At 69.6% G+C, this 26,246-nt stretch carries 24 protein-coding genes and 1 tRNA gene; 12 read left to right on the top strand and 13 right to left on the bottom strand.

The features are described from left to right. Positions 1-95: 95 nt before the first annotated feature. Positions 96-1,106: a selenide, water dikinase SelD gene (gene selD, locus ACZYVJ_RS12820; protein WP_463831329.1), complete on the bottom strand. Its 1,011-nt coding sequence runs from the start codon at positions 1,104-1,106 to the stop codon at positions 96-98. A 45-nt stretch (positions 1,107-1,151) separates the two neighbouring features. On the opposite strand from selD, the gene ACZYVJ_RS12825 reads away from it, so the two are divergent. The 3 genes from ACZYVJ_RS12825 (at position 1,152) to ACZYVJ_RS12835 (ending at position 4,248) form a co-directional block, all read left to right on the top strand. Further along, positions 1,152-1,246 (top strand) — tRNA-Sec (locus ACZYVJ_RS12825). 18 nt (positions 1,247-1,264) lie between these two features. Then, positions 1,265-2,557, top strand: coding sequence for an L-seryl-tRNA(Sec) selenium transferase (selA, locus tag ACZYVJ_RS12830; RefSeq protein ID WP_463831330.1), 1,293 nt, complete (start codon positions 1,265-1,267; stop codon positions 2,555-2,557). After that, positions 2,545-4,248 (top strand): SelB domain-containing protein, encoded by a 1,704-nt coding sequence (locus ACZYVJ_RS12835; RefSeq protein WP_463831331.1) that lies wholly within the window; start codon positions 2,545-2,547, stop codon positions 4,246-4,248. Before selA ends, ACZYVJ_RS12835 begins: the two co-directional genes overlap by 13 nt. Here the strand turns inward: ACZYVJ_RS12835 and ACZYVJ_RS12840 are convergent. Beyond that, positions 4,232-4,696, bottom strand: a complete 465-nt coding sequence (locus ACZYVJ_RS12840; RefSeq protein WP_463831332.1) for a GatB/YqeY domain-containing protein — start codon at positions 4,694-4,696, stop codon at positions 4,232-4,234. The two genes, ACZYVJ_RS12835 and ACZYVJ_RS12840, sit on opposite strands and share 17 nt — an antisense overlap. Here ACZYVJ_RS12840 and ACZYVJ_RS12845 point away from each other — a divergent pair. The 5 genes from ACZYVJ_RS12845 to ACZYVJ_RS12865 are packed head-to-tail and all read left to right on the top strand — an operon-like array spanning position 4,695 to position 10,188. Then, positions 4,695-6,074 carry a DUF7847 domain-containing protein gene (locus tag ACZYVJ_RS12845; protein ID WP_463831333.1) on the top strand — a complete coding sequence of 460 codons (1,380 nt, stop codon included), beginning with the start codon at positions 4,695-4,697 and terminating at the stop codon, positions 6,072-6,074. The two genes, ACZYVJ_RS12840 and ACZYVJ_RS12845, sit on opposite strands and share 2 nt — an antisense overlap. A gap of 25 nt (positions 6,075-6,099) precedes the next feature. After that, a complete protein-coding gene (locus ACZYVJ_RS12850; RefSeq protein WP_463831334.1) occupies positions 6,100-6,753 on the top strand; it encodes a DUF4129 domain-containing protein in 654 nt (217 codons plus the stop codon). Continuing rightward, on the top strand, positions 6,753-7,892 hold the full coding sequence (locus ACZYVJ_RS12855) for a DUF4350 domain-containing protein (protein WP_463831335.1): 1,140 nt from the start codon (positions 6,753-6,755) through the stop codon (positions 7,890-7,892). Before ACZYVJ_RS12850 ends, ACZYVJ_RS12855 begins: the two co-directional genes overlap by 1 nt. Next, the gene (locus ACZYVJ_RS12860) at positions 7,889-8,866 is read left to right on the top strand and encodes an AAA family ATPase (protein ID WP_463831336.1); all 978 of its coding nucleotides are present in this window, start codon (positions 7,889-7,891) and stop codon (positions 8,864-8,866) included. The genes ACZYVJ_RS12855 and ACZYVJ_RS12860 overlap by 4 nt, the downstream gene beginning before the upstream one ends. Continuing rightward, entirely contained in the window at positions 8,866-10,188 is a 1,323-nt protein-coding gene (locus tag ACZYVJ_RS12865; protein WP_463831337.1) for a DUF58 domain-containing protein, read from the top strand. Before ACZYVJ_RS12860 ends, ACZYVJ_RS12865 begins: the two co-directional genes overlap by 1 nt. A 17-nt stretch (positions 10,189-10,205) precedes the next feature. Here ACZYVJ_RS12865 and ACZYVJ_RS12870 read toward each other — a convergent pair whose 3' ends face one another. Then, positions 10,206-11,198 carry a stage II sporulation protein M gene (locus ACZYVJ_RS12870; protein WP_463831338.1) on the bottom strand — a complete coding sequence of 331 codons (993 nt, stop codon included), beginning with the start codon at positions 11,196-11,198 and terminating at the stop codon, positions 10,206-10,208. 75 nt (positions 11,199-11,273) lie between these two features. Here ACZYVJ_RS12870 and ACZYVJ_RS12875 point away from each other — a divergent pair, with 75 nt between their 5' ends. Then, entirely contained in the window at positions 11,274-12,215 is a 942-nt protein-coding gene (locus ACZYVJ_RS12875; protein ID WP_463831339.1) for an RDD family protein, read from the top strand. Here the strand turns inward: ACZYVJ_RS12875 and ACZYVJ_RS12880 are convergent. After that, positions 12,212-12,601 carry a hypothetical protein gene (locus ACZYVJ_RS12880; RefSeq protein WP_463831340.1) on the bottom strand — a complete coding sequence of 130 codons (390 nt, stop codon included), beginning with the start codon at positions 12,599-12,601 and terminating at the stop codon, positions 12,212-12,214. The genes ACZYVJ_RS12875 and ACZYVJ_RS12880 overlap by 4 nt on opposite strands. A 191-nt stretch (positions 12,602-12,792) precedes the next feature. Between ACZYVJ_RS12880 and ACZYVJ_RS12885 the strand changes: the two genes are divergently transcribed. Beyond that, entirely contained in the window at positions 12,793-13,509 is a 717-nt protein-coding gene (locus ACZYVJ_RS12885; protein ID WP_463831341.1) for a PadR family transcriptional regulator, read from the top strand. 32 nt (positions 13,510-13,541) lie between these two features. On the opposite strand, the gene glpK is transcribed toward ACZYVJ_RS12885, so the two are convergent. Next, the gene (glpK, locus tag ACZYVJ_RS12890) at positions 13,542-15,068 is read right to left on the bottom strand and encodes a glycerol kinase GlpK (protein ID WP_463832972.1); all 1,527 of its coding nucleotides are present in this window, start codon (positions 15,066-15,068) and stop codon (positions 13,542-13,544) included. Between the two features lie 134 nt (positions 15,069-15,202). Between glpK and ACZYVJ_RS12895 the strand changes: the two genes are divergently transcribed. Then, entirely contained in the window at positions 15,203-16,678 is a 1,476-nt protein-coding gene (locus ACZYVJ_RS12895) for a glutamate-cysteine ligase family protein (protein ID WP_463831342.1), read from the top strand. A 231-nt stretch (positions 16,679-16,909) separates the two neighbouring features. Next, positions 16,910-17,575 carry a class I SAM-dependent methyltransferase gene (locus ACZYVJ_RS12900; RefSeq protein ID WP_463831343.1) on the top strand — a complete coding sequence of 222 codons (666 nt, stop codon included), beginning with the start codon at positions 16,910-16,912 and terminating at the stop codon, positions 17,573-17,575. Here the strand turns inward: ACZYVJ_RS12900 and egtE are convergent. The 8 genes from egtE to ACZYVJ_RS12940 form a co-directional block, all read right to left on the bottom strand. Continuing rightward, positions 17,572-18,678, bottom strand: coding sequence for an ergothioneine biosynthesis PLP-dependent enzyme EgtE (gene egtE / locus ACZYVJ_RS12905; protein ID WP_463832973.1), 1,107 nt, complete (start codon positions 18,676-18,678; stop codon positions 17,572-17,574). The genes ACZYVJ_RS12900 and egtE overlap by 4 nt on opposite strands. Before the next feature lie 47 nt (positions 18,679-18,725). Next, positions 18,726-19,691 carry an L-histidine N(alpha)-methyltransferase gene (gene egtD / locus ACZYVJ_RS12910; RefSeq protein WP_463831344.1) on the bottom strand — a complete coding sequence of 322 codons (966 nt, stop codon included), beginning with the start codon at positions 19,689-19,691 and terminating at the stop codon, positions 18,726-18,728. Further along, positions 19,691-20,413 carry an ergothioneine biosynthesis protein EgtC gene (gene egtC, locus ACZYVJ_RS12915; protein ID WP_463831345.1) on the bottom strand — a complete coding sequence of 241 codons (723 nt, stop codon included), beginning with the start codon at positions 20,411-20,413 and terminating at the stop codon, positions 19,691-19,693. The genes egtD and egtC overlap by 1 nt, the downstream gene beginning before the upstream one ends. Continuing rightward, positions 20,413-21,723, bottom strand: coding sequence for an ergothioneine biosynthesis protein EgtB (egtB, locus tag ACZYVJ_RS12920; protein ID WP_463831346.1), 1,311 nt, complete (start codon positions 21,721-21,723; stop codon positions 20,413-20,415). The genes egtC and egtB overlap by 1 nt, the downstream gene beginning before the upstream one ends. Further along, on the bottom strand, positions 21,720-23,042 hold the full coding sequence (gene egtA, locus ACZYVJ_RS12925; protein WP_463831347.1) for an ergothioneine biosynthesis glutamate--cysteine ligase EgtA: 1,323 nt from the start codon (positions 23,040-23,042) through the stop codon (positions 21,720-21,722). Before egtA ends, egtB begins: the two co-directional genes overlap by 4 nt. Before the next feature lie 178 nt (positions 23,043-23,220). Next, a complete protein-coding gene (locus ACZYVJ_RS12930) occupies positions 23,221-23,889 on the bottom strand; it encodes a sensor domain-containing protein (RefSeq protein WP_463831348.1) in 669 nt (222 codons plus the stop codon). Positions 23,890-23,921: 32 nt separating this feature from the next. Next, positions 23,922-25,370, bottom strand: a complete 1,449-nt coding sequence (locus ACZYVJ_RS12935; RefSeq protein ID WP_463831349.1) for a catalase — start codon at positions 25,368-25,370, stop codon at positions 23,922-23,924. A gap of 244 nt (positions 25,371-25,614) precedes the next feature. Then, positions 25,615-26,139, bottom strand: coding sequence for a hypothetical protein (locus ACZYVJ_RS12940; protein ID WP_463831350.1), 525 nt, complete (start codon positions 26,137-26,139; stop codon positions 25,615-25,617). Positions 26,140-26,246 lie beyond the last annotated feature (107 nt).

Genomic DNA, 26,246 nt, shown 5'->3' on the forward strand with positions numbered 1-26,246 from the left:
GGGCGCGGCGGGTCGCCATGCGACCTAGTGCGATCGCAAGCGCAGCGAAGCCGGGCGCAGCGGGGTCGCCATGCGGCCTAGTGTGGTCGGGCCGATCAGCGCACCACGATGGTGTGCTCGCCGCGCGGTATCAGCTCGCCGATGACGGGCGCCCCCGGAATCTCCCCGGCGATCAGCAGTCCGCCGGAGGTCTGCGCGTCGGCGAGCAACAGGGCGTCGTCCTGGCCGATGGCCGACAGGTCGACGTGCGGCGCCACCCAGTCGAGGTTTCGCCGGGTGCCGCCGGACAGGTAGCCGGCGGCCAGCGCCTCTCGCGCGCCGTCCAGATAGGGCACCGCCGCCGAGTCGATCACCGCCGTCACGCCGCTGGCCCGCGCCAGCTTGTGCAGGTGTCCGAGCAGCCCGAAACCGGTGACATCGGTGGCACATTCGACGCCGGCCGCCAGCGCCGCCGCGGCCGCCTCGGCGTTGAGCGTGGTCATCACGGCGATCGCTTCCTCGAAGCGCTCCCCGGTGACCTTGTGCCTGTTGTTCAGGACGCCGACGCCGAGCGGCTTGGTCAGCGACAGCGGCGTTCCCGGTTTGGCGGAGTCGTTGCGCAGCAATCGGTTTGGGTCGGCGATCCCGGTGACCGCCAGCCCGTACTTGGGTTCGGGGTCGTCGACGCTGTGTCCGCCGGCCAGGTGACAGCCGGCCAGGCCGCACACGTCCAGCCCGCCGCGCAGCGTCTCGGCGGCCAGCTCGAACGGCAGCACCTCGCGCGGCCAGCCCAGCAGGTTCACCGCGACCACCGGGCGCCCGCCCATCGCGTAGACGTCGGACAGCGCGTTGGTGGCCGCGATCCGGCCCCAGTCGTAGGCGTCGTCAACGACCGGGGTGAAGAAGTCCGTCGTCGCGATCAGCGCCGTACCGGCGGTGCCGCTTTCGAGGCGCACCACGCACGCGTCGTCGCCGTTGTCCAGGCCCACCAGCAACTCCCCCAACGCGCCGCGCGGCGGGTTCGATCCCAGCCCGCGGACCACGTCCTCGAGCTCACCGGGCGGGATCTTGCAGGCGCAGCCACCGCCATGGGCGTATTGAGTCAGTCGGTACGTCACGGCGTCCATGGTGCCCGCGCCGCAGCGGCTGCGACAATTGGCGCCATGGCTCAAGGAGGCGTGTCCGGTCTGGTGACCGGCGCGGTCTTCAAAACCGTCGAACGGCAGTCGCTGCCGCTGGCGGGTTCAATTCCCGTCCGCCTCCGCCATGTTCTTCCGGGCCCGCCATGAGCGACCCCCGCCGCCGGGTGCCCGGCACCGACACGCTGCTCGCCGATCCACGGCTGGTCGCCGCGCAGCGGGTGCTGGGCCGCGACCTGGTGAAGTCGGTGATCACCGCGGCCCAGCAGCGGGCGCGGGCCGGAGAGATCGCACCCGAGCAGGTCGCCGAGCACGCCGTCGCCGCCCTTCCCGCCACCGCCTCGAGCCTGCGGCCGGTCATCAACGCCACCGGCGTGGTGGTGCACACCAATCTGGGGCGCGCCCCGCTGTCGCGGGCCGCGCTGGACGCCGTGGTCGCCGCCGGCGGGGCCACCGACGTCGAGTTCGACCTGGCGACGGGCCGCCGCGCGCGCCGCGGCCGGGGTGCGCTCGCCGCGCTGGCGGGTGCGGTTCCGACCGCCGGCGGCGTGCACGTCGTCAACAACAATGCGGCCGCGCTGCTGTTGACCGCCATGGCACTGGCTCCCGGCAAGGAGATCGTGCTCAGCCGCGGCGAGCTCGTCGAAATCGGTGACGGGTTCCGCATCCCCGAGCTACTGGAATCCACCGGATCGCGGCTGCGCGAGGTCGGCACCACCAACCGCACCAGCCTGCGCGACTACCTTGAGGCGCTTGGGCCGCAGACGGGTTTCGTGCTGAAGGTCCATCCGTCCAATTTCCACGTCACCGGATTCACCTCGGCCGTCGACGTCGCCACGCTGGCGCCGGAACTGCGCAAGTTCGACCTGCCGCTGGTGGTCGACATCGGCTCCGGCCTGCTGTCGCCGCATCCGGTGCTGCCCGACGAGCCGGACGCGACGTCGATGCTGGCCGACGGCGCGGACCTGGTCACCGCTAGCGGGGACAAGCTGCTGGGCGGGCCGCAGGCCGGGTTGCTCTTCGGCCGCGCCGAGCTGATCGAGCGGATCCGCTGCCATCCCGCGGCGCGCGCCCTGCGGGTCGACAAGCTGACGCTGGCCGCGCTGGAAGCGACGCTGCTGGGACCGCTGCCGCCGGTGGCGCAGGCGCTGGCGGCCGACGTCGAGCGGTTGCGCGCCCGGGCCGAGTCGCTGGCCGCCGGGCTGCCCGGCGCCGTCGCGGTGGACTGCGTCGCGGCCGTCGGCGGCGGCGGGGCGCCCGGCGTCGAATTGCCCAGCGCCGCGGTGAGTCTGCCCGAGTCGTACGCCGCCGCGCTGCGCCTCGGCAGCCCACCCGTCGTGGGCCGCCTGGAGGGCGGCCGGTGCCTGCTCGACCTGTGCACGGTGTCGCCCGAGGACGACGAGCTGCTTGCCGCGGCGGTACGGGCGTGTTCGTCCTAGCCACCGCCGGACACGTCGATCACGGCAAATCGACTCTGCTGCAACGGATCACCGGCATGTGGCCGGACCGGCTGGCCGAGGAGCGCCGCCGCGGCCTCACCATCGATCTGGGCTTCGCGTGGACCGAGCTCGGCGACCGTCAGCTCGCGTTCGTCGACGTGCCCGGCCACGAACGGTTCGTGGCCAACATGCTGGCCGGCGTCGGCGCCGTCCCCGCGGTGGTGTTCGTCGTCGCCGCCACCGAGGGCTGGATGCCGCAGTCGGAGGAACATCTGGCCGCCCTGGACGCGCTCGGGGTCCACCACGGACTACTGGTGATCAGCAAGGCCGACCTCGCCGATCCGGGCCCGGCGGCGACGCAAGCGTCCGAAAGGCTGGCCGCCACATCACTTGCCGGCATCCCCGTGGCTGTTTCCACCGACCTCGACCGGGTGCGCACCGAACTGGTGGCGCTGACCGACCGGCTGCCCGCACCGGACCCGGGGGCCGACGTGCGGCTGTGGGTGGACCGCAGCTTCACGGTGCGGGGCGCGGGCACCGTGGTCACCGGCACGCTGGCCGCCGGCACGGTGCGGGTGGGCGACGAGCTCGAGCACGCCGGGCGGCGCGTCACCGTCCGCGGGCTGCAATCGTTGGGCCGCGACCATTCCGAAGTCGGCGCGGTGGCCCGCGTCGCGCTGAATCTACGCGGCGTCGACCGGCACGACATCGGCCGCGGGGACACCGTGCGCACGCCGGGGGCCTGGCTGGACACCGCGGAGATCGACGTCGGCCTGCGATCGGCGGACACGCTGCACCGCCAGCTCGTGCTGCACATCGGGTCGGCGGCGGTGCCGGTGCAGGTGCGCCGGCTGGGACCCGCGGCGGCGCGGCTGCGGCTGGCCAGGCCCCTGCCGCTGCGCGTAGGGGACATCGGGTTGCTGCGTGACCCCGGACAGCACCGGATCGCGGCGGGAGTCGAGGTGCTCGATGTCCGTCCGCCCGGGTTGCGGCGGCGCGGCGCGGCACGGGCGCGCGCAGCAGAACTGGCCACCGGCGAGGTCGCCGCGCCCGACGTCGCGCGCGCCGCGGACCTGCGCGCCATGGGTCTGCCGCCGCGCGGGCAGCGGGTGGGCGACTGGGTGGTGGATCCGCGGTGGTGGGCGGCGCGGCGCGAGGAGGCGGCCGCGGCGGTGCGGCGCTGGGCGGGCGATCACGACATCGCGGCGGGCATGCCGATGGAGACCCTGCGACAAGAGGTGGGGCTGCCCGCCGCAGACCTCATGCCGAAGTTGCTGGAGGGCACGGGTCTGGAGGTGGCCGACGGGTTGGTCCGCCCGCCCGGGGCGGGCCTGCCGGCCCGGGTCGACAAGGCCGTGTGCGCGGTAGAGGACTGGCTGGCCACCGAGCCGTTCCGGGCGCCCGAGGCCGACGAGTTGGCCGAACTGAAGCTGGGCCCGCGCGAGCTTGCCGCGGCCGTGCGGGCCGGGCGGCTGACGCGGATCGCCGATGGCGTGGTGCTGGGACCCGACGCCCTCGACCGCGCGGCCGGGGTGCTGGCGGCGCTGCCGCAACCCTTCACCGTCAGCGAGGCGCGCCGCGCGCTGGGCACCACCCGGCGGGTGGCGGTGCCGCTGCTGGAACAGCTCGATGCCCGGCGCGTGACGCGGCGCGCCGACGACGGGACCCGGGTGGTTACAACCGCTCTTTGACGGCGGCCGAGAGGCGGGCGCCGTCGGCCTTGCCGGCGGCGATCGCGGTGGCCGCCTTCATCACCAAGCCCATCTGTTTCATCCCGGGCCGCTCGCCGATTTCCTCGGCGACCTGCGCGATCGCGGTGTCGGCGACGTCGGCCACCTCCGCCTCGGTGAGCGGGGTGGGCAAGTACTCGTCGATGATCCGCCCCTCGGCGTGCTCGTTGGCGGCGAGCTCTCCGCGGCCGTTCTGGGTGTAGATCTCCGCGGATTCGCCGCGCTTGCGGGATTCTTTGGCCAGCACCTTGATGACTTCCTCGTCGGTGAGCTCCCTGGCCGCCTTGCCGGAAACTTCCTCGGTTTGGATCGCGGCTAACACCATGCGCAGGGTGGCCGTTCGCAACTTGTCCTGGGCCTTCATCGCCGCGGTCAGGTCGGTCCGGATCCGGGATTTGAGTTCCGCCATGTCTGAGACGCTACGCGCCGGGTGGGGGGTCAACGTTGTGAAATGCCCCGGCCGCCGACAGGATGGAGCCCATGACGAACGACGCGCCCGGCTGCAAAGGCCGCGGGGTTCGGTGAGCGCGCCGCCGCCTGGTTATCCGGCTGGTCCGCCACCCGCATCCGGCCCACCACCTGAATACGGTCCGCCACCGGGCTACGGCCCGCCACCGGCATTCGGTCCGCCGCCGCCTCACGGCGCGCCGTCGGCGTATGGCCCGCCGCCTGGGTACCAACCCCCGCCCGGCTATGGCCCCCCACCGGGCTACGGGCCACCCGGCTATGGGCCGCCACCCGGATACGGCTCACCGCCGGGCTACGGCTCACCGCCGGGCTACGGGTCGCCCCCACCCTTCGGCACACCGCCGGGCTACGGGGCCGTCAAACCCGGCATCATCCCGCTGCGGCCGCTGACCCTCGGCGACATCTTCAACGGCGCGGTCGGCTACGTCCGGGCCAACCCGAAAGCGACGTTGGGCCTGACCGCCATCGTCGTGGTGATCATGCAGATCGTCAGCAAGGTCGCCTTCTTCGGGCCGCTCGCCGCGGCCGACAGGCTGGCCAGCGATCAGCCCGGCCAGCTGAGCTCGGGGGTCCTGGGGGCCTGGTCCGTATCGGTGACCGGCGGCATCCTGGTCGGCTGGCTGGGCGGCATGCTGCTGTCCGGGATGCTCACCGTCATCGTCGGGCGGGCGGTGTTCGGGTCACCGATCACCATCGGCGAAACCTGGAGTAAGATCCGCGGGCGACTGCTGGCCCTGCTCGGCCTCGCCCTGCTGGAAGCCGTCGTGGTCGCGGCCCTCGCCGGGCTGGTCGCGGTGATCATCGGGGTGTTGGCGGCGATCGGTAGCGCCGTGGCGGCCGTGGTGTTGGGCATCCCGCTGGTGCTCGTCGTCCTCGCACTGCTGGTGTTCCTGTACACCGTGGTGCTGTTCGCCCCGGTGCTGATCGTGCTGGAGCGGCTGCCGGTCATGGACGCCATCGCCCGTTCGTTCAAGCTGGTGCGCAACGGCTTCTGGCGAGTGCTGGGCATCCGGGTGCTCGCGTTCCTGGTGACGGCGGTTGTCGCCAACGCCGTCGCGGTGCCGTTCAGCATCGTCGGCCAGTTCTTCCAGATCACTTCGTCCGGCACGGCGTTTTTGGTCAGCACCGCGGTTCTCTCGGTGGGCGCGGCCATCGGCGAGATCATCACCGCGCCGTTCAACGCGGGAGTCATCGTGCTGCTCTACACCGACCGCCGGATGCGCGCCGAAGCATTCGACCTGGTGCTGCAGAGCGGAGCCGCCCAGGGGCCGTATGCGGCCGCGTCCACCGACAACCTCTGGCTGACGCGGCCCCTGTAAGGGCCGAGCGAGGACTAGCTCCAGGATGCCTTCCATCGACATCGACCGCGATGCCGCACATCGCGCCGCGCAGGACGAGCTCAACAAACCGATCTATTCCAAGGGCTCCGCGCGGGAACATTTCGTCGACTGGGTCAACGACCTCATCTACCGGCTGCTGCAGAAAACCTCCTCGCTGCCGGGCGGATGGCTCACCGCCACGGTACTTTTCATCCTGCTCGCCATCGCGGTGATCGTCGGCATCTACATTCTGCGCCGCACCACGCGCAGCCGCGAGGGCGGCGACTACTCGTTGTTCGAAGCCGCCCAACTGACCGCCGCCCAGCATCGCACCACCGCGGAAAACTATGCGGCCGAAGGTGATTGGGCCGCCGCTATTCGTCACCGGCTGCGCGCCGTCGCTCGTCAGCTCGAAGAGACCGGAGTGCTGACCCCGGCCCCCGGCCGCACGGCCAACGAGCTGGCCCGCGATGCTGGCGCCGCGTTGCCCCACCTGGCCGGCGAATTAACGCAAGCAGCAACGGCTTTCAACGATGTCACGTATGGCGAACAACCCGGAACCCCGGACGCCTACCAGATGATCGCCGACCTGGACGACCACCTGCGGTCCCGCTGGCAGGGCGGTCCACTCGAGCCCGGCCGGCCCGCCTCACATGAGTCATGGGCGCAGGTGCGGTGATGGCGACGATCACCGATGCCGGTCCCGAAACCACGCCGCGCCAGCGGCACACCTGGCGCTGGGTGTTCGTCACCCTGCTGGCGCTCGCCGTCATCGCCGGCGTCGACGCGTACCTGAGCGCACCGCGACCGGGGGCCCGCATGGACCCCGCGTCGACCGGCTCCGACGGTGCCCACGCGCTGGTGGAGCTGCTGCGCGGCGCCGGAGTCGATGTGGTGGTGGCCAACAACATCGCCGAGGTCGAACACGCGGCGCGCCCGGACGCGCTGATCCTGGTCGCCCAGAGCCAGTACCTCACCGACACGCTGCTGGACCGGCTGGACAACGTGCATTCGGACCTGCTGCTGGTGGAACCGACCACCCGGACCCGCGAGGCGCTGCTGCCCGGCGTGCGGGTCTCCGGCGCCAACGGCTTCGACCTCGACCCGAATTGCACTCTGCGCGAGGCTGTTCGCGCCGGACCGGTCCGGTTCGGGGCCACCAACACCTACGAGTCCAAAAACGGCCGCGCGATAACCCGCTGCTACGACGGCGCGTTGATCCGCTTCCGCAACGACGGACGCACCATCACCGCCGTCGGCAGCACCGACTTCATGACCAACGGCAGCCTGCTGCAGGCGGGCAACGCCGCGCTGGCGATGAACCTCGCGGGCGACCGTCCCCGGCTCATCTGGTACGCACCCCACCACGTCGAGGGTGAATCCTCGCCCAAGGCAACGCTTTTCCAGCTGGCTCCGCCCAACGTGATCTGGATCGTCGGGCAACTGGCGCTGGTAGTGCTGCTGGTTGCCGTGTGGAAGGGCCGGCGGCCGGGCCCGCTGGTGGCCGAGGAGTTACCCGTGGTGGTGCGCGCGTCGGAGACCGTCGAGGGTCGCGGCCGGCTGTACCGGTCCCGACGGGCACGCGATCGCGCGGCCGCGGCCTTGCGCGCCGCCACGGTCGCGCGGCTGCTGCCGCGGCTGGGCCTGAATGCGGGCGCCTCGCCGGCCTCAGTGGTGACCACCGCGGCCCAGCGCATCGGGTCCGATCCCGCGTTCGTCTCCTACCATCTGTTCGGTCCGCCCCCGACGACCGACAACGACCTGTTACAACTTGCCCGTGCGCTCGACGAAATCGAAAGGCAGGTCGCACACCCGTGACACAACCCACTACCGCTCAATCCCCCACCGCTGAATCGGCACGCGAGGCGCTGCTGGCGCTGCGCGGCGAGCTCGCCAAGGCCGTCGTCGGACAGGAGGGCGTGGTCAGCGGCCTGGTGATCGCGCTGCTGTGCCGCGGCCACGTGCTACTGGAAGGTGTTCCGGGAGTGGCGAAGACGCTACTGGTCCGAGCGCTGTCCGCCGCACTCCAGCTGGAATTCAAGCGGGTGCAGTTCACCCCCGACCTGATGCCCGGCGACGTGACGGGCTCGCTGGTGTACGACGCGCGCACCGCTGCGTTCGTGTTCCGGCCCGGGCCGGTGTTCACCAACCTGCTGCTCGCCGACGAGATCAACCGGACCCCACCCAAGACCCAGGCCGCGCTGCTCGAGGCGATGGAAGAGCGTCAGGTCAGCGTCGACGGCGAACCGCAGCCGCTGCCCGACCCGTTCATCGTGGCCGCCACCCAGAACCCGGTCGAATACGAGGGCACCTACCAGCTGCCCGAGGCCCAGCTGGACCGCTTCTTGCTCAAACTGAATGTGGCGCTGCCGCCGCGCGACGCCGAGATCGCCATCCTGCAGCGGCACGCGCACGGTTTCGACCCGCGCAATCTGTCGGCGATCAAGCCGGTGGCCGGGCCTTCGGACCTGGCGGCCGGCCGCGACGCCGTGCAGAACGTGCTGGTTGCCGACGAGGTGCTGGGCTACATCGTCGACATCGTCGGGGCCACCCGGTCCTCTCCCGCGCTGCAACTGGGCGTGTCACCCCGCGGGGCGACCGCCCTGCTGGCCACGGCGCGCTCCTGGTCGTGGCTGTCCGGCCGCAACTACGTCACGCCCGACGACGTGAAGGCCATGGCCCGCCCGACGCTGCGGCACCGGGTGATGCTGCGGCCCGAGGCCGAACTCGAGGGCGCCACGCCCGACGGCGTGCTGGACGGGATCCTGGCGTCGGTTCCGGTGCCCCGCTAGTGGTCCTGACCGGACGCGCCGGGCTGGTCGCACTGATCTGCGTCCTACCTATTGCGCTGTCTCCTTGGCCGGCAACCACTTTCGTGGCCCTGCTGGTAGCGCTGGCGATCGCGGTGGTCCTCGACGTGGTCCTGGCGGCCAGCACGGCCAAACTGCGCTACGTGCGTTCGCCGGATCGCTCGGCGCGGCTCGGGCAGCGGGCTGAGTGCGGGCTGTCGATCCACAACGACGGTTCGCGCCGGTTCCGCGGCCAGATCCGCGATGCCTGGCCGCCCAGCGTCCAGGCGCGGCCGCGCATCTATCCCATCGACATTCCCGCCGGGCAAGACCAGCACGTCCAGATCCAACTCCAGCCCGTTCGCCGCGGCGACCAGCGAGCGACGGTGGTGACCGCCCGATCGGTCGGCCCGCTGGGGCTGGCGGGACGGCAGCGTTCGCGACCGGTGCCCGGGCAGCTGCGGGTGCTGCCCCCGTTCCTGGCCCGCAAGCACCTGCCGTCGCGGCTCGCCAAGCTCCGCGAGATCGATGGCCTGCTACCCACCCTGGTACGCGGGCAGGGCACCGAATTCGACTCGCTGCGAGAGTATGTCGTCGGCGACGACGTGCGCTCCATCGATTGGCGCGCGACCGCGCGTCGCGCCGACGTGGTGGTGCGCACCTGGCGGCCCGAACGCGACCGGCGGGTGGTGATCGTGCTCGACACGGGCCGTACGGCGGCGGGCCGGGTCGGTGTCGATCCGACCGCATCCGATCCGGCGGGCTGGCCGCGGCTGGATTGGTCGATGGACGCCGCGCTGCTGCTGGCGGCCCTGGCGTCGCGGGCCGGCGACCATGTCGACTTCCTCGCCCACGACCGGGTGAGCCGGGCCGGCGTGTTCGGCGCCTCGCGCACCGAGCTGCTTGCCCAGCTGGTCGACGCGATGGCGCCCCTGCAGCCTGCCCTTGTCGAGTCGGATTGGCGGGCAATGGCTTCCGCCATCGCGCTGCGCGCCCGGCGGCGCTCCCTGGTGGTGCTGCTGACCGACCTCAACGCGGCGGCGCTCGACGAGGGCCTACTGCCCGTGCTGCCGCAGCTGTCGGCCAGGCATCACCTGTTGTTGGCGGCGGTCTCCGATCCGCGCGTCGACCAAATGGCCGCTGGGCGTTCGGATGCCGCGGCGGTGTACGACGCGGCGGCCGCCGAGCGATCCCGCAATGACCGCGGCGCGATCGCCGCCCGGCTGCGCCGCAGCGCGGTGGAAGTCGTCGACGCCCCGCCCACCGAACTCGCACCCGCCCTTGCCGATCACTATCTGGCGATGAAGGCGACCGGACGTCTGTAGCCCGTCGCGACGGCCGCTCAGCGAGTCGGAACGAAGCCCGGCGCCTCTGCCATGTCGCCGCTTTCGCCGGCCTTCACCCCGCGGCGGCCGAAGTAGACGATGTAGGACAAGAACGTCACCTCGGCGAGGACGCCGATGCCGACCCGCACGAACGTCGGCAATGGCGAGGGGGTCACCAGCGCTTCGATCAAGCCCGAGACCAGCAGCACCGCAACCAGACCCACCGCGACCGAGACGACGGCGCGCCCCTGTTCGGCGAGCACCTGGCCCCGGGGTCGGTCCCCGGGTGAGATCACCGACCACCCCAGCCGCATTCCCGTTGCGCCGGAGAGGAATACCGCCGTGAGCTCCAGCAGTCCGTGCGGCACAAGCAGACCCAGCAGCAGGGCACCCTTGCCGGCCGGGAACATCAGGCCGGCGATGACGCCCAGGTTGGCGGCATTCTGAAACAGCACAAAGGGAATCGGAATCCCCAGCAACACGGACAGTGCGATGCACTGCGCGGAAACCCAGGAGTTGTTGACCCAGATCTGCAGCGCGAACGCCGCGGCGGGATGTTCGCTGTAGTACGACTCCACGTCGTGGTTGACCAATTGCTGGATGTCGCTGGGTGTTCCGAGCGAGGACTGCACATCCGGGCTGCCGGCGACCCAGAGCGCGACGATCACGACCACGGCGAAGAACGCCGCCGCGGTGGCCAGCCACCACCGCCAGGTGCGGTAGGCCACGACCGGGAACGACACCGTCCAGAATCGGGTGAACGAACTACTGAGCGGCGCGTGCGCACCGGTCACCACCGAACGGGCCCGCGCGACCAGGCTCGAGAGCCGGCCGATCAACACGGAATCCGACGACGCCGAGCGCAGCATCGACAGGTGGGTGGAGACCCGCTGGTAAAGCTCGACGAGTTCGTCGATCTCCGCGCCGGACAGCGACCGGCGCCTCCCGATCAATCGGTCGAGGCGGTCCCAGGTGGGGCGATGGGCAACCACGAATGCATCGACGTCCACCCTCGGCAGCCTAATCGCACCGCCGGCATGAAAGTGCGGCCGGCCACACGCACCCAACCTGTACCGTTCGAAGTTATGTCGGAGGTGGTGACCGGGGACGCCGTGGTGCTCGATGTGCAGATCGCCCAGCTGCCGGTGCGGACACTGAGCGCGCTGATCGATATCGTGGTCATGGTCATCGGCTACCTGCTGGGCCTGATGTTGTGGGCCGCCACCCTGACTCAATTCGATACCGCGCTGACCAACGCGATCCTGCTGATATTTACCGTGCTGGTAATTGTCGGCTATCCCTTGGTTCTCGAAACGGCAACGCGGGGACGCTCGGTGGGCAAGATCGTGATGGGCCTGCGTGTGGTGTCCGACGACGGCGGCCCGGAACGCTTCCGCCAGGCGCTGTTTCGTGCCCTGGCGGCTCTGGTGGAGATCTGGATGCTGTTCGGGAGCCCTGCCGTCATCTGCAGCATCTTGTCTCCGAAGGGCAAACGGATCGGCGACGTTTTCGCCGGCACGGTGGTGGTCAACGAACGCGGACCGCGGCTCGGGCCGCCGCCCATGATGCCGACCTCCTTGGCGTGGTGGGCATCCTCGCTGCAGCTGTCCGGCCTGTCCGCCGGCCAGGCCGAGGTGGCCCGCCAATTCCTTTCCAGGGCAACGCAGCTCGACCGTCAGCTGCGCCTGCAGATGGCATACCGGATCGCCGGTGACGTGGTGGCCCGCATCGCGCCGCCGCCACCGCCCGGCGCGCCACCGGAACTCGTGCTCGCGGCCGTCCTCGCCGAGCGGCACCGCCGGGAACTGGCCCGGCTGCGCCCGGTCATGCCCGCGCCCGGATCGATGGGGCCCGCGCCGTGGCCACCGAGGGGCGGTGCATACCAGGGTCCCCCGGGCTGGCCCAGCCCGGCGCCGGGTGCGGTGCCGCCACCGCCGCAACAACCCGTCGGATGGCCTGACCCGCGATCGAGTGGGCCCGGTCCGGCAGAGCCCGATTCGCCGGGCGGTTTCTCACTGCCGCACTAGCCGGCCACACTCGCCGCCATAAGGGCGACGTCGACGATCAGCAGCGCCCATCCGCACAGCGGAACCGCGATGCCACCGCGCCGTTTGGCGGTGAAACACGAGATGACGATGACGACCACGGCGACCGCGGGCGCGCCGTAGAACGCGACGCCGAAATCGATCCCGCCGTGCCCGAGGTTGGGGCAGCTGCGGTCGCTGCAGCCGTCGGTGCTCATCACGGCACCGAGCGCGAAGAGCATCACGAGCGCGGCGGCGGGCACCGTCGCCAGTGCCAGCCCCCAGTTGATCCACGTCCAGCGGTTGCGCCGCCCGGCTCCGCCGGGTCGGCCGAATGCGGCCGCGCCGGCGCTACCGCTATCAACCGTCAGGTTGTTGTCACCGTTCATCCCACTAGGGCCTACCCGTCGGTCGGCGCATGCAAACCGCGCAGCCGCGGGCGGGTATCAGGTCTGCGCAGCTCAGGGGTGATTTATCGATATTCTTCGACATATTGCGTTGCATCGCGTTAGTTTCCGATATATCGTGATACTTCGAACCGCACGACCGGTGCGCGACCCACAAACTTAAGGACAGAAATATGACCAACCCATTCACTCCGCCCGAAGGACCCTTCGCTGCCGGGCCCGGTATCGGATTCGGCTTCGGCCCAGGCCCGGTTGACCGGCGCGCCCTGCACGAGGCACGGCGCCAGGCCCGACGGGACTTCCGCGAGCATCTGCGCGATCACGCCGGTGGCCACGACGGCCCGCTCGGCTTCGGCCCCGGATTCGGTCCGGGCTTCGGTCCAGGCTTCGGCCCGGGCTTCGGCTTCGGACCCGGTGGCCGGCGCGGCGGATGGCGCCGGGGCGGCCCGGGTCGCGGCAAGCGCGGCGACGTGCGAGCGGCCATCCTGACGCTGCTGGCCGAGCGGCCGATGCACGGCTACGAGATGATCCAGCAGATCGCCGAGCGCAGCAACGGACTGTGGAAGCCGAGCCCCGGTTCGGTGTACCCGACGCTGCAGCTGCTCGACGACGAAGGCGTGATCACCGCGAGCGAAACCGAAGGCAGCAAGAAGCTTTTCGAGCTGACCGAACAGGGCCGCGCGGCGGCCGAGAAGATCGAGACCCCGCCGTGGGACGAGATCACCGAAGGCGCCGACCCGGGTCACATGAACCTGCGGGCGGCCGTTGGCCAGTTGTTCGGTGCGGTAGGGCAGTCCGCCCACACCGCTTCGGCCGAGCAGCAGCAGCGCATCGTCGACGTCCTCAACAATGCGCGGCGTGAGATCTACGGCATTCTCGGCGAAGACTGAGTGCCTTCGGCGGGCCCTGGATCGGGGTGACGTCACGTGACGTCGACCCAATCCAGGGTCCGCTGCACGGCTTTGCGCCAGCCCGCGTAACCCGCGGCGCGCTGCTCGTCGTTCCAGGCCGGCGTCCAGCGCTTACCCTCCTGCCAGTTGGCACGCAGATCGGCCGGATCAGCCCAGAACCCCACCGCCAGACCGGCCGCGTAGGCGGCGCCCAGCGCGGTCGTCTCGGCGACCACGGGGCGCACCACGTCCACACCCAGCACGTCAGCCTGGATCTGCATGCACAGGGCGTTCTCGGTGATACCGCCGTCGACCTTCAAAACCTCAAGGTGCACACCGGAATCCGCCGCCATTGCGTCCACCACGTCGCGACTCTGATAGCAGATCGCCTCCAGCGTCGCGCGTGCCAGATGCGCGTTGGTGTTGAACCGGGACAGGCCGACGATCGCGCCGCGCGCATCGGATCGCCAGTAGGGCGCGAACAACCCCGAAAACGCGGGAACGAAATAGACTCCGCCGTTGTCGTCCACCTGGCGTGCCAGCGATTCGCTCTGCGCGGCGCCGCTGATGATGCCCAGCTGATCGCGCAGCCACTGCACGGCCGCGCCGGTCACCGCGATCGAACCCTCAAGCGCGTAAACGGGTTTGGCATCCCCGAACTGATAGCAGACGGTGGTCAGCAGCCCGTTGTCTGACCGCACGATGGTCTCACCGGTGTTGAGCAGCAGGAAGTTTCCGGTGCCGTAGGTGTTTTTGGCTTCCCCCTCGGACAGACACACCTGACCCACCATCGCCGCGTGCTGATCGCCGAGCATCCCGGTGATCGGTACCTCGCCGCCGGCCGGCCCGGTCTCCGACGTCACACCGTAGGGTTGCGGCGACGACGACGGCCCGATCCTCGGCAGCATCGCACGGGGGATGGAGAAGATCGACAACAGCTCGTCATCCCAGTCCAGCGTCTCCAGGTTCATCAGCATGGTCCGGCTGGCGTTGGTCACGTCGGTGGCGTGCACGCCGCCGCGCGGGCCCCCGGTCAGGTTCCACAACACCCAGGTGTCGGCGGTGCCGAACAGCGCGTCACCGGTTTCGGCGGCCGCGCGCACCCCGTCGACGTTGTCCAGGATCCATTGCAGCTTGGCGCCGGAAAAGTAGGTGGCCGGGGGCAGGCCGGCCTTGCGCCGGATCACGTCGCCGCGACTGTCCCGTTCCAGCGCCGACGCGATCCGATCGGTGCGGGTGTCCTGCCAGACGATCGCGTTGTAGTAGGGCCGCCCCGTCCTGCGGTTCCACACCAGGGTCGTCTCGCGCTGATTAGTAATGCCCAGCGCGGCAATGTTTTTCGTAGTCAGGTTGGCCCGGTTCAACACCGACGTCAGCACCGAGGAGGTCCGCTCCCAGATCTCAACGGGGTCGTGCTCCACCCAGCCGGCCCGGGGCAGGATCTGTTCGTGCTCGAGTTGATGGCGTGCCACTTCGGCGCCCTCGTGATCGAAGATCATGCAGCGAGTGCTGGTGGTCCCCTGGTCGATGGCGGCGACGAATTCGGCGAACTCGGCCAACTGCTCTCCTCCACCCGTGAGCTCGGACACGATTGCGGCAAAAGTCCATCATGGTCTACCCGCCGGACGGACGAGACGGAACTGCGACTCGTGGGAGCTTGCGTTACCGGCGGTAACCCTGTTGCATCTGCGGTGTGGGCGAAGAGGTCAAGCGCACCACGTACGACGGCGCACATCGGCGGGAATACCGGCGCAAGGTAGCGCTGTGCCTGGACGCCTTAGAGACGATGCTCGCCCAGTCAAGCTTCGATTCCGAGCAGCCGCTCACCGGCATGGAGATCGAATGCAACCTGGTCGATGCCGACTACCAGCCGGCCATGTCCAATCGCCACGTGCTGGACGCCATCGGCGATCCCGCGTACCAGGTCGAATTGGGCGCCTACAACATCGAATTCAATGTTCCGCCGCACGCGCTGCCCGGGCACACCACCCTGGACCTCGAGGCCGAGGTGCGGGCCAGCCTGAACGACGCCGAGAACAAGGCCGGCGCCGCGGGCGGTGCCCACATCGTCATGATCGGCATCCTGCCCACGCTGATGCCCGAGCACCTGGACCACGACTGGATGAGCGAATCGAAGCGCTACGCCGCCCTCAACGAGTCGATCTTCACCGCCCGCGGCGAAGACATTCCCATCAGCATTTCCGGGCCCGAGCCGCTGAGCTGGCACACCGCAACAATCGCGCCCGAATCCGCCTGCACCAGCATGCAACTGCATCTGCAGCTGGATCCGGAGACGTTCGCCGCCAGCTGGAACGCGGCGCAGATCGCGGCCGGCCCGCAGCTGGCGCTGGGCGCCAACTCGCCGTTCTTCTTCGGGCACCGGCTGTGGGCGGAAACGCGTATCGAGCTGTTCGCGCAATCCACCGACACCAGATCCGACGAGCAGAAATCCCAAGGCGTGCGCCCGCGGGTGTGGTTCGGCGAGCAGTGGATCGATTCGGTCCTCGACCTGTACCGGGAGAACATCCGATACTTCCCGTCCCTGCTGCCCGAGGTGTCCGACGAAGATCCGGTCGCCGAGCTGGCCGCCGGGCGGATCCCGCAGCTTTCCGAACTGCGGCTGCACAATGGCACCGTCTACCGGTGGAACCGTCCGGTGTACGACGTCGTCGACGGTCGCCCCCATCTGCGGCTGGAGAACCGGGTGCTGCCGGCCGGGCCGACCGTCGTCGACATGCTGGCGAATGCCGCCTTCTTCTACGGCACGCTGCGCAGCCTGTCCGAAGCCGACAACCCGCTGTGGACCGTCATGGACTTCGGCGTGGCGGAAGCCAATTTCCAGGCGGCGGCGCTGGACGGCATCGACGCCGGACTGCACTGGCCCGGCCTGGGCGACGTGACTGCGCGCGAACTGGTGCTCGACACCCTGCTGCCGATCGCCGACGAGGGATTGCAGCGCTGGGGCGTCGACGCCGAGGTCCGCGACCGGTTCCTCGGGGTCATCGAAGGCCGCGCCCGGACGGGACGCAACGGTGCCAGCTGGCAGGTGTCCACCGTGCGGACACTGCAGGACGGTGGCATGAGCAGGCCCGCGGCGCTGGCCGAGATGCTGCGCCGGTACTGCGATCACATGCACGCCAACGAACCGGTGCACACCTGGGAGTCGTGACCGCGGGAATCAGTGATCAGGCGACAAGCTCACTCAGCGGGCGTGGGTTCGCCACAGGGGCATGACAGGCATAAATTCGGCGAAGAGTCGCGCGAAAGTACTGTTGAACCGGTTGGAAGCTGAACGTGCCGAGGCAGCCCGGGTACGACGCTGGAGCTTCCAGCGCATGGCTGAGCTGCTTACCCGTAATCGCGCCGGTGGTGTGTAACAGCAAACAGGGGGTTGGAAACCATGCCTGATCAAATCGTGGACTGGGACAGCGTATATCGCGAGCAGGGCGAGTTCGAGGGCCCGCCGCCGTGGAACATCGGTGAGCCGCAGCCCGAACTGGCCGCCCTGATCGCGGCCGGCAAGTTCCGCAGCGACGTGCTGGACGCGGGCTGCGGAGTCGCCGAGCTGTCCTTGACCCTGGCCGCCCAGGGCTACACCGTGGTCGGCGTCGACCTCACCCCCACCGCCGTCGCGGCGGCCACCCAGGCGGCGGCCGCCCGCGGCCTGACCAGCGCCACCTTCGTGCAGGCGGACATCACATCGTTCACCGGCTACGACGGACGGTTCTCCACCGTGGCCGACAGCACGCTGTTCCACTCCTTGCCGATCGAGGGCCGCGACGGCTACCTGCGCGCGGTACATCGCGCGGCGGCACCGGGGGCCAGTTACTTCGTGTTGGTCTTCGCCAAGGGCGCCTTCCCCCGCGAATGGGAAACCAAGCCCAACGAAGTCGACGAGGACGAACTGCGCGACGCGGTGAGCAAGTACTGGGAGATCGACGAGATCCGGCCGGCTTTCATCCACGCCAACATTCCGCCGATCCCTGACGGCTCGCAGCACGACCGCGACGAGCGGGGCCGGATGAAGATGCCGGCCTACCTGTTGACCGCGCACAAAGCCGGCTAGCTGGTCGCGGTCGCCGCGGTGGCGGCGATGAGCGCCTCGGCGAACGTCTCCAGGTCGTCGACCGTGGTGTCCACGTGCGGCGAGATCCGCAGCACGGGTCCCGTGAGCTCCAGTGGCGCCCGCTGCACGCCGGCGAACGTGGTCAGGATCCGTCGCTCGGCGAGCAGCCAGCCGCGCACCGCCTGCGGGTCGGCGCCGTCGTTCGGCGCCAAAGTGGTGATGGCACTGGGTTCTTCGACCTCTTCCACCACGGTCCAGCCGGACACATCGGCCAGCATCTCGCGGCTGAGGCTGCCCACCTCGGCCAGCCGCGCCCACACCGTCTGCGGCCCGTACGCCAGATGCTCGCCCAGCGCCAGCGAAAACCCAACGCGCGCAGCAACATTGGACTCGCCGAATTCCAGCTGTTCGGCCACCGTCGGCGAGCCGTCCGCGCGGGCCCACTCCGGCGCGGCCAGCCGTGGGCGCAGGCTCTCCATCAGCTCCCGGCGCACCCCGAGCATCCCGACACCGCGCGGCCCGGCGATCCACTTGCGCGACGAGGAATAGGTCACGTCGGCGCCCACCGCACAGTCCACCTGGCCCAGTGCCTGGGCCGCGTCGACGACGAGCGGCAGCCCTAACTCCCGGCAGAGTTGGGCGACCATCGAAACCGGTTGCACCACACCGCGATGGCTGGCCACCGCGGTCAGATGCACCAGGTCCGGCGGATCGGTCTGCAGGGCCAGGGCCGCGTCGTCCAGCGCGACCCGGCCGTCTTCCAGCGTCGGCAGCAGCTGCCGGTCGAAGCCGTGCGCGGCCAGCATCGCCAGGTTGGGCCCGTATTCGCCGGGCAGGCAGGCCACCGTTCGGCGCTGCGCCGGCCAGCTGCCCAGCAGCAGATCCAGGGCGTTCAGCGAGCCGGTGGTGAAAACCACCTCGGCATCGGCCATTCCGGTCAGTGCGGCGAACGCGACGCGTCCGGCGTCGAGCACCGGTGTGGCGGCCTCCGCGGCGACATATCCGCCGAGCTCGGACTCGTTGCGGGCGTGCTGCGCGCCGGCCTCGATCACCGCCAGGCTCTGCCGCGAGCAGGCCGCGTTGTCCAGGTGCAGGCCGGCCATCGGCGGGCGGGCTGACCTCCATTGATCGGCCAGCGGGTTGCCGCCGGTCACTTCACGGCCAACGACAACCCGAAGTCGCCCGCCTTGTCGGTCCACCACCGGGTGCGGCGCAACCCCGCGACGGCCAATTCGCCAGTCACCTTGTCGGAGTGGAACTTACACGATACCTCGGTGAGCATTTCCTCGCCGGCCTCGAAGTCGACGGTCAGCTCGAGAGCACCGACCCGCACCCGCTGGCGCCGGTCGGACCGCAGCCACATCTCGATGCGTTCTTCCGCGGCGTTCCAGCGGGCCACGTGCCGGTAGGCGTCGACGTCGAAGTCGGCGTCGAGCTCCCGGTTGACCACCGCGAGCACATTGCGGTTGAACGCCGCCGTCACCCCGGCGGCGTCGTCATAGGCACGCACCAGCCGCTCGGTGTCCTTGACCAGGTCCGTGCCCAGCAGCAGGCTGTCGCCGGGCCGCATCTGCTCGGACAGTGCGGCAAGGAATTCCGCGCGCGGTCCGGGCGTGAGGTTGCCGATCGTCGACCCCAGGAACACGAACAGCCGTCGCCCACCTTCCGGTATCTCGGACAGGTGCTCTTCGAAATCGCCGCAGACGGCCTTGATTTCGACGCCCTCGTATTCCTGCTGGATGGCCGCTGCGGCGGTCGACAGGATGCTGGCGTCCACGTCGAACGGGATGAACCTGCGCAGCGAACCCCGCGCCCGCAGGGCGTCGAGCAACACCCGCGTCTTCTCCGACGTTCCGCTGCCCAGTTCCACCAGGGTGTCGGCCTCGCTGGCCGACGCCACTTCGGCAGCCCGCGCCCGCAAGATCTCGGCCTCGGCGCGCGTCGGGTAGTACTCGGGCAGCCGGGTGATCTGGTCGAACAGATCACTGCCAACCGAATCGTAGAACCATTTCGGCGGCAACGCCTTTGGTGTCTTCTGTAGGCCGTCCAGGACGTCGCGGCGCAACGCGTGGTACGCCGAGTCCGCGGCCAGGTGGTTCGACAGCGACAGCGTCATCAAGATCCTCTCGACTGATCCAGCGGCGTCATCGTGACACCGTCCGCAGTGACTTCGACGAGGTGACGGTCCGGCACGTCCTCCCAGTCGGAGTCGTTGTCATAGGGTTCGCTGGCCAGGACCACACCGTCCGGGCGGCGCAGGATGGACAGCGTGTCACCCCAGGCCGTCGCCAGCATGCGAGAGCCGTTGGCGGCCAATATGTTCAGCCGGGCGTTCGCGTCGGCCGCGGCGACCTCGACGATGGTCTCCCCCAGCGCGTCGAGGCCACGCTCGAAGATCACGGCCGCCAGTATCGCGCTGTCACAGACCGATTCGGCGCGCCCTGTTGCCGGCAGCACGGCTCGGTCGACGATTCCGTTGTGCGACAACAACCACTGTCCGTCGGTGAACGGCGCGCACGCGCTGGCCTCGATCGGCATGCCGACGGTGGCCGAACGCACCGCGGCCACCACGCAGTGGCTGCGCAGCGCGGGCGCGATGGAATCGAACGAGACATCGCCCCACAGCGGCGCCTGGCTGCGCCAGCGGCGCGGCACCCCGGCCGCTGGGGAGGCTGACGAGGAGGTGTCGAAAAACCCGACGCCCCAACCGTCTGCGTTGAGCAGGCAATGCTTTTGCCGGCGCGGCGCATAGGATTGCACCCGCAGGCCGAACGGCGGGTCGAGCACCAGCGAGGAAAGCGTGGCGTCAGCCCCCAGCCAGCCCAGGTGCCGGCACATCAGGCGCGATCCCCGGCGTCGGGGACGTCCCACGCCAGCCGGACGCCGGAGAAGATCTGGCGCCGGTACGGGTGATCCCAGTTGCGGAAGCTCGGGCGCATGATGCCCGGCTCCACGGCCCACGAGCCGCCGCGCAGCACCCGGTAATCGCCGTCGAAGAAAGGCTGCGAATACCGCTCGTAGAGCATTGGGACGAACCCCGGCCAGGGCCGCAGCGGGGAGGTGGTCCACTCCCAGACGTCACCGAGCAGCTGCTCGGCCCCATAGGCCGAAGCGCCTTGCGGGTAGGCGCCGACGGGTGCCGGCCGCAACGCCGCGCCGCCGAGGTTGGCCAGGGACTCGTCCGGTTTGCGCTCGCCCCAGGGATACCGGCGCCGAGTGTTGGTGGACGGATCCCAGGTGCAGGCCTTCTCCCATTCCATCTCGGTGGGCAGCCGGGCGCCGGCCCAGGCCGCGTAGGCCTCGGCCTCGAAATAGCTGACGTGCTGGACGGGCTCGTCGGCCGGAATGTCCTCGACGTGGCCGAACCGGGTGCGCGTCGCGCCGTCGGAGCTCCAGAACTGCGGCCCGGTCAGGCCCGCGGCCTGGCGGTGCTGCCAGCCGCGCTCCGACCACCAGCGCGGCTCGTTGTAGCCGCCGTCGTCGACGAACCGGCGCCATTCGCCGTTGGTGACCGGAACCCGGCCGATCCGGAACGCGGGCAGATCGACCACGTGGGCCGGGCGCTCGTTGTCCAACGAATACGGTTCGCCGGCGGCGTCCACGCCGAGCACGAATTCACCGCCGGGCACCAGCACCGAGGTGCCGGCCAACCCCGATCGCCCGGCCGGCAGCACGGCGGCGTCTCGCAAAATCGGTGCGCCGCTGCGCAAATTGAGTGCCTGCAGCATGGTTTCGTCGTGCTGGTTTTCGTGGCTGACCACCATCGCGTACACGAAGGCGGCCTCGTCGCCGGCGGGATCGTCCGGCAAGGCGTCGAGCGCGTCGAGCACGGCCGACCGCACGGTCCGGCAGTAGGCCCGCGCCTTGTCCGGCGACAGCAGCGGCAGATCCACCCGGCTGGCGCGGGAATGCACGAAGGCGTCGTAGAGGCCCTCGACCGCGGGCGGCAACATCCCCGGGCGCGCGGGATCGCCACCGCGCAACAGCCACAGCTCCTCCTGCTGGCCGATGTGCGCCAGGTCCCACACCAACGGGCTCATCAATGGGTCGTACTGCCGGCAGAGTTCGGCGTCGTCGAACTCGACCAGCCGCAACGTCCGCGTCCGCGTCCGCGCCAGGTCGTCGGCGAGGTTCTCCCGTGACGTCACGGCTCCCCTTGCGGGCTACGCGCCGCCGCCGAGACCGCGGCCGCGAGCCCGTGCTCGACCACTTGGTCGGAGAAATCGTCGCCGGGGCAACGGCCCTGGTCGACGAGGCGCACCAGCTGCTGCATCGAATCGCCGAGCTCGGCCGGGGCCTTCGCGGCGGCGATGGCCATGCACGCGTTGGCCGCCGCGTACAGCCGCCGGTCCCGCAGCCCCACCCGGGCCGCGGTGTCCCACGCGGTGGCCACCGGTTCGACGGCCTCGGCCGCGACGTCGGCGGCGGCCGGGTCGTCGAGCAGGACCGCCAGGGTGAACGCGACGGCGGGCCACAACGCATCGGGCACGCTGTCCAGGTAGCGGATCTCCAGCCACTGCCTGGGCCGCACCGGCGGGAACAGCGTGGTCAGGTGGTACTCCAGGTCGGCAACGTTGGGGCGACGATCCCCAAGCAACACGCGGCCGTTGACCCAGTCGGCAAAGGGCACCCAATGCGTGACGGCCTCGGCGTCGGGGTTGTGCACCAGCATCACCGGGGCCTTGAGCGCATACCGCGCCCAGTCGGTGCCCGGATCGTCGCCACTGGCGCCCAGGATGGGTCCACAGCGCGCCGAGTCCATCCGACCCCATACTCGCTGCCGGCTCGACACCCAGCCCGTGAATTCACCGCCCAGCATCGGCGAGTTCGCCGTTATCGCGATCATGGTGGGCCCCAACGCATGTGCGAGGCGCACCCGGGCCGCCCAGCCCTCTCGCGGCCCGGCGTCCAGGTTGACCTGAATCGAAGCGGTGGACGTCATCATCGCCGCGCCGGCCTCCCCGGAGTGGCTGGTTGCGAAGAATTGTTCCATCGCGCGGTACCGGGCGCCGGGGTTGATGCGCTTGGGCGGGCGCAGCGGGTCGGCGCCGAGGAAGACCAGGCCCAGCCCGGCCGCAGCAAACGCCGGCTGGAGCACGGCCTGATCGAGGCGCATGGCCTCGATGGCCGGCACTACGCCGTCGGCCGGCGGGCCGGACAGTTCGACGGCGCCGCCCGGTTCCACGGTGATCCTGCTGCCGCCCGGCAGCGCGGGGAGCGCATCGAGCACGTCGGCGATCTCGTTCCAGCTCGGTCTGCGGTGCGGGTCGGCCGGGTCGTGGCAATGGGCCTCGAGCTCCAGGCCGACACGACCCAGCGGAGCGTCAACCAGACATCCCTCGGCGATGTATTGCGCGACGGCCGCGGAATCGGCCAGTTCGGCGATGTTGTGCTCGGGGTCGGGGTCGGCACCGGCCACGCGCGACTCCGACCGCGAAGCCGCGGCAGTGATCGGCGCGAATGTCATATCACGATCCCTTCGGGCCCCGGCAAGCCTGGACATACCTGCGGACCGCTTCCCTGCGCAGCTAATCGAACGTTAATCGGCACCACTTCGCCTAGTGCTTCATCTATCAGACGCCCCCGACATATTCCCCTCTTCGCACCTTGGGGTGCTCGGGACGGACGGTTACCCAATCGCTCGATTATTGACCCAACGCGTTCTGCATCGCCCCAGCTAGCACGTTCACCGCAGGTCCGGCGTTGCCGGACTGACACACTTTCGCCTGCAGCAACACATTTTCGCGCAGCCTGGTTTGATCGAAGCACCGGCGATCGGTGCCCGCCTCCTGCTTCGTCCAGTTCTCGTCGGCCGGGCCGGCTGGCCCGCCATCGAACGACCACACCTGCGTCGTGCCGTTGTCCAGGTGGAGCGCGGTCGTCTGTCCCGAACAGCCCACCGTTCGATCCACCACCCGATGAAAAGCCCGACCGGCGGCCTCGTTGGTGGCGAACACCCCGACGGCCTGTTTGACCAGATGGGTCTGGTCGGTGGCCGACGTCTGAGTCACGGCTCCGTTGAACGACGCCAGGTCGGGATCGTTGTACACCTCGGGCAAACCGATGTCGGCCCAGTTGTTGCAGTCGGGCAGGTCCACCCAGTCACCTTGCCCGGGCTGGGTGAACACCGACTCCCATCCCATGGGCCCGCCAACGATGTTGCCGACCGATCCCTTGCCCAGCACGGCGTAATTCACCACGCCGGGCTCGGAGGGATGCGCGGCGGCGACCGGAATTGCGGCCGTGCACAGGGCCAAGCCGATGGCCACCGCGGCCCCGTGCAGCTGAGCAACCTGCGTAACCCGCATGGTCATGCAGCGATCATGCCAGGCGCACCGACGCGCGGTCAGCCCCCGTTGCCCCGAACGCCTTCCTCGACCTTTTTGCCCAGGTCGGCATCGACGTTGCGCCAGTACTCGAACACCCGCGACAGCACCGGCTCCTTAACACCCTGGGAGACGTGGCCAATGATGTTGTGCGCCAGGCGTTCCCTGGCCGCATCGTCGAGCACCTCGCGGACCATGGTGCCGGCCTGTCCCCAGTCGTCGTCCTCGGCGTGCAGCGTGTAGGCAGAGCGGACCATGTCCCCGTCGGCATGCCAGCGGATCTCGGCGGCGCGTGCCGCGTCGGCATGCGGCCCACCGTAGGAATTGGGCGCATACACGGGGTCGGCGACGTTGTTGATCCGCATGGCGCCGTCTTTGGAGTAGCTGTTCACCTCGACTCTGGGGGTGTTGACCGGGATCTGCCGGTAGTTGGTCCCCAGCCGGGCGCGATGGGCGTCGGAGTACGAGAAGCCGCGCGCCTGCAGCATCTTGTCCGGGCTCAGGCCGGTGCCGGGCACGGTGTTGTTCGGCTCGAAGGCCGCCTGCTCGATCTCGGCGTGGTAGTCGGTGACGTTGCGGTTCAGCGTCATCTTGCCGACGTCGATCAGCGGGTAGTCGCCGTGCGGCCACACTTTGGTCAGGTCGAACGGGTTGAACCGGTAGTCCCTGGCTTCCTCGTACGGCATGATCTGCATCTTCAGCGTCCAACTCGGGTGATCCCCGCGTTCGATCGACTCGAACAGGTCGCGCTGGTGGTAGTCGCCGTCCTCGCCGGCCAACCGGTCGGCGTCCTCCTGGGTCAGGAACTCGATGCCCTGATCGGTGATGAAGTGGTACTTCACCCAGAAGATCTCACCGGAAGCGTTGATCCAGCTGTAGGTGTGGCTGCTGTAGCCGTTCATGTTCCGCCAGGTCTTCGGGATTCCCCGGTCACCCATCAGCCAGGTCACCTGGTGCGCCGATTCCGGGGACAGGCTCCAGAAGTCCCACTGCATGTTGTGGTCGCGCACGTTGCTTGCCTGCAAGCGCTTCTGGGACCGGATGAAGTGCTGGAATTTCAGCGGGTCACGCATGAAGAAGACCGGGGTGTTGTTGCCGACCAGGTCGAAATTGCCTTCGCTGGTATAGAACTTCAGCGCGAAGCCACGAGGGTCACGCCAGGTGTCTGGGCTGCCGCGCTCGCCGGCGACGGTGGAAAACCTCGCCAACATGTCGGTTTTGGTGCCGGGCTGGAAGACCGCGGCCCTGGTGTACTGGGTGACGTCATTGGTCACTTCGAAATGACCATATGCACCACCACCTTTGGCGTGCGGCTGGCGCTCCGGGATGCGCTCCCGATTGAACATCGCCATCTGCTCGATCAGGTAGTGGTCCTGCAACAGAATCGGGCCGTCGGGGCCGATCGTCAACGACTGGTCGTCGCTCGGCGCAGCGATGCCGGCGTCATTGGTCGTGAAACGCTCCGTCATTTCGCTCCTCCTCGTCACCGGGCTGCAGGCTGCGGTACCCGAGGTCGCACACCGCGGTACCGAACCGCTTGAGCATCAAGCATTTTCAGTACCGCAGTGAGCGCTCCGGATGTTCCGGCCTGCAATCGAGTGTTCCCCTTATCTTGACCTTGTCAAGATAAGGCGGGCAACGTCCATCGGTTACCCACCACGGGTTAATACCCATTTCGGGCGTGACTTAAGGGCGTGACTTACACGGGCGTCGTCAGGGGCGCGGCGCGGGTGTGCTGGGGGCCGGGCTGACTCCGGGCGGCTGTCCGGGGCCGCTGACACCCGGGCCGGCAACCGGTCCACCGGGACCACCCGGACCGCCGGGGGGCATCGGAATGATCAAGCCGGGACCGTTGGGCCCGTATCCCCATGGCCCGTTGTCGGGTCCGCCCGGGCCACCGGGCCCGCCGTACCACGGCCCGTAGCCGCCGGGGGCGCCGTACTGCCCGGGTCCGTTACCCGGCCCGGGGCCGCCGGGGCCTCCCCACGGTCCATTGCCCGGCCCGGGGCCGCCTGGGTGGAACATGCCGTGGTGGTGATGGTGGCAGTAGTAGTTGTGCTTCCAGATGAAGGCGCCGACGAAGAAGGCGGACGTGAGGATGAAGACGACGCCCGCGACGATCACCACCCAGGCGGCCGCCGTGTAGAGCCGCGGCGGCTTCACCCGGTTCGGCGGCGGTGGCGCGGTGACGGGTGCGGCCGGGGTTGACTCGGTGTGTGGTTCGGGTGTCTCGCTCATGCCTTGCCATATTGCCCCGCGCTTGCTGTCCCTAACAGGGCTCGGCGACAAATTTGTTGTGAATCGAGATGGGGCGGTTAGGCGTCGGTGACCGCAAAAGACAGGTG

The sequence above is a fragment of the Mycobacterium sp. IDUB_3 genome, assembly GCF_055419585.1.

Bases quoted from the DNA above. Each gene is read 5' to 3' on its own strand.
- egtA (WP_463831347.1), bottom strand. From the start codon at position 23,042: ATGACATTCGCGCCGATCACTGCCGCGGCTTCGCGGTCGGAGTCGCGC.
- egtC (WP_463831345.1), bottom strand. From the start codon at position 20,413: ATGTGCCGGCACCTGGGCTGGCTGGGGGCTGACGCCACGCTTTCCTCG.
- selA (WP_463831330.1), top strand. From the start codon at position 1,265: ATGAGCGACCCCCGCCGCCGGGTGCCCGGCACCGACACGCTGCTCGCC.
- ACZYVJ_RS12885 (WP_463831341.1), top strand. From the start codon at position 12,793: ATGACCAACCCATTCACTCCGCCCGAAGGACCCTTCGCTGCCGGGCCC.
- egtE (WP_463832973.1), bottom strand. From the start codon at position 18,678: ATGGCCGGCCTGCACCTGGACAACGCGGCCTGCTCGCGGCAGAGCCTG.
- ACZYVJ_RS12900 (WP_463831343.1), top strand. From the start codon at position 16,910: ATGCCTGATCAAATCGTGGACTGGGACAGCGTATATCGCGAGCAGGGC.
- ACZYVJ_RS12875 (WP_463831339.1), top strand. From the start codon at position 11,274: ATGTCGGAGGTGGTGACCGGGGACGCCGTGGTGCTCGATGTGCAGATC.
- ACZYVJ_RS12845 (WP_463831333.1), top strand. From the start codon at position 4,695: ATGTCTGAGACGCTACGCGCCGGGTGGGGGGTCAACGTTGTGAAATGC.
- selD (WP_463831329.1), bottom strand. From the start codon at position 1,106: ATGGACGCCGTGACGTACCGACTGACTCAATACGCCCATGGCGGTGGC.
- ACZYVJ_RS12850 (WP_463831334.1), top strand. From the start codon at position 6,100: ATGCCTTCCATCGACATCGACCGCGATGCCGCACATCGCGCCGCGCAG.
- ACZYVJ_RS12940 (WP_463831350.1), bottom strand. From the start codon at position 26,139: ATGAGCGAGACACCCGAACCACACACCGAGTCAACCCCGGCCGCACCC.
- ACZYVJ_RS12930 (WP_463831348.1), bottom strand. From the start codon at position 23,889: ATGACCATGCGGGTTACGCAGGTTGCTCAGCTGCACGGGGCCGCGGTG.
- ACZYVJ_RS12855 (WP_463831335.1), top strand. From the start codon at position 6,753: ATGGCGACGATCACCGATGCCGGTCCCGAAACCACGCCGCGCCAGCGG.
- egtD (WP_463831344.1), bottom strand. From the start codon at position 19,691: ATGACGCTGTCGCTGTCGAACCACCTGGCCGCGGACTCGGCGTACCAC.
- ACZYVJ_RS12840 (WP_463831332.1), bottom strand. From the start codon at position 4,696: ATGGCGGAACTCAAATCCCGGATCCGGACCGACCTGACCGCGGCGATG.
- ACZYVJ_RS12880 (WP_463831340.1), bottom strand. From the start codon at position 12,601: ATGAACGGTGACAACAACCTGACGGTTGATAGCGGTAGCGCCGGCGCG.
- ACZYVJ_RS12935 (WP_463831349.1), bottom strand. From the start codon at position 25,370: ATGACGGAGCGTTTCACGACCAATGACGCCGGCATCGCTGCGCCGAGC.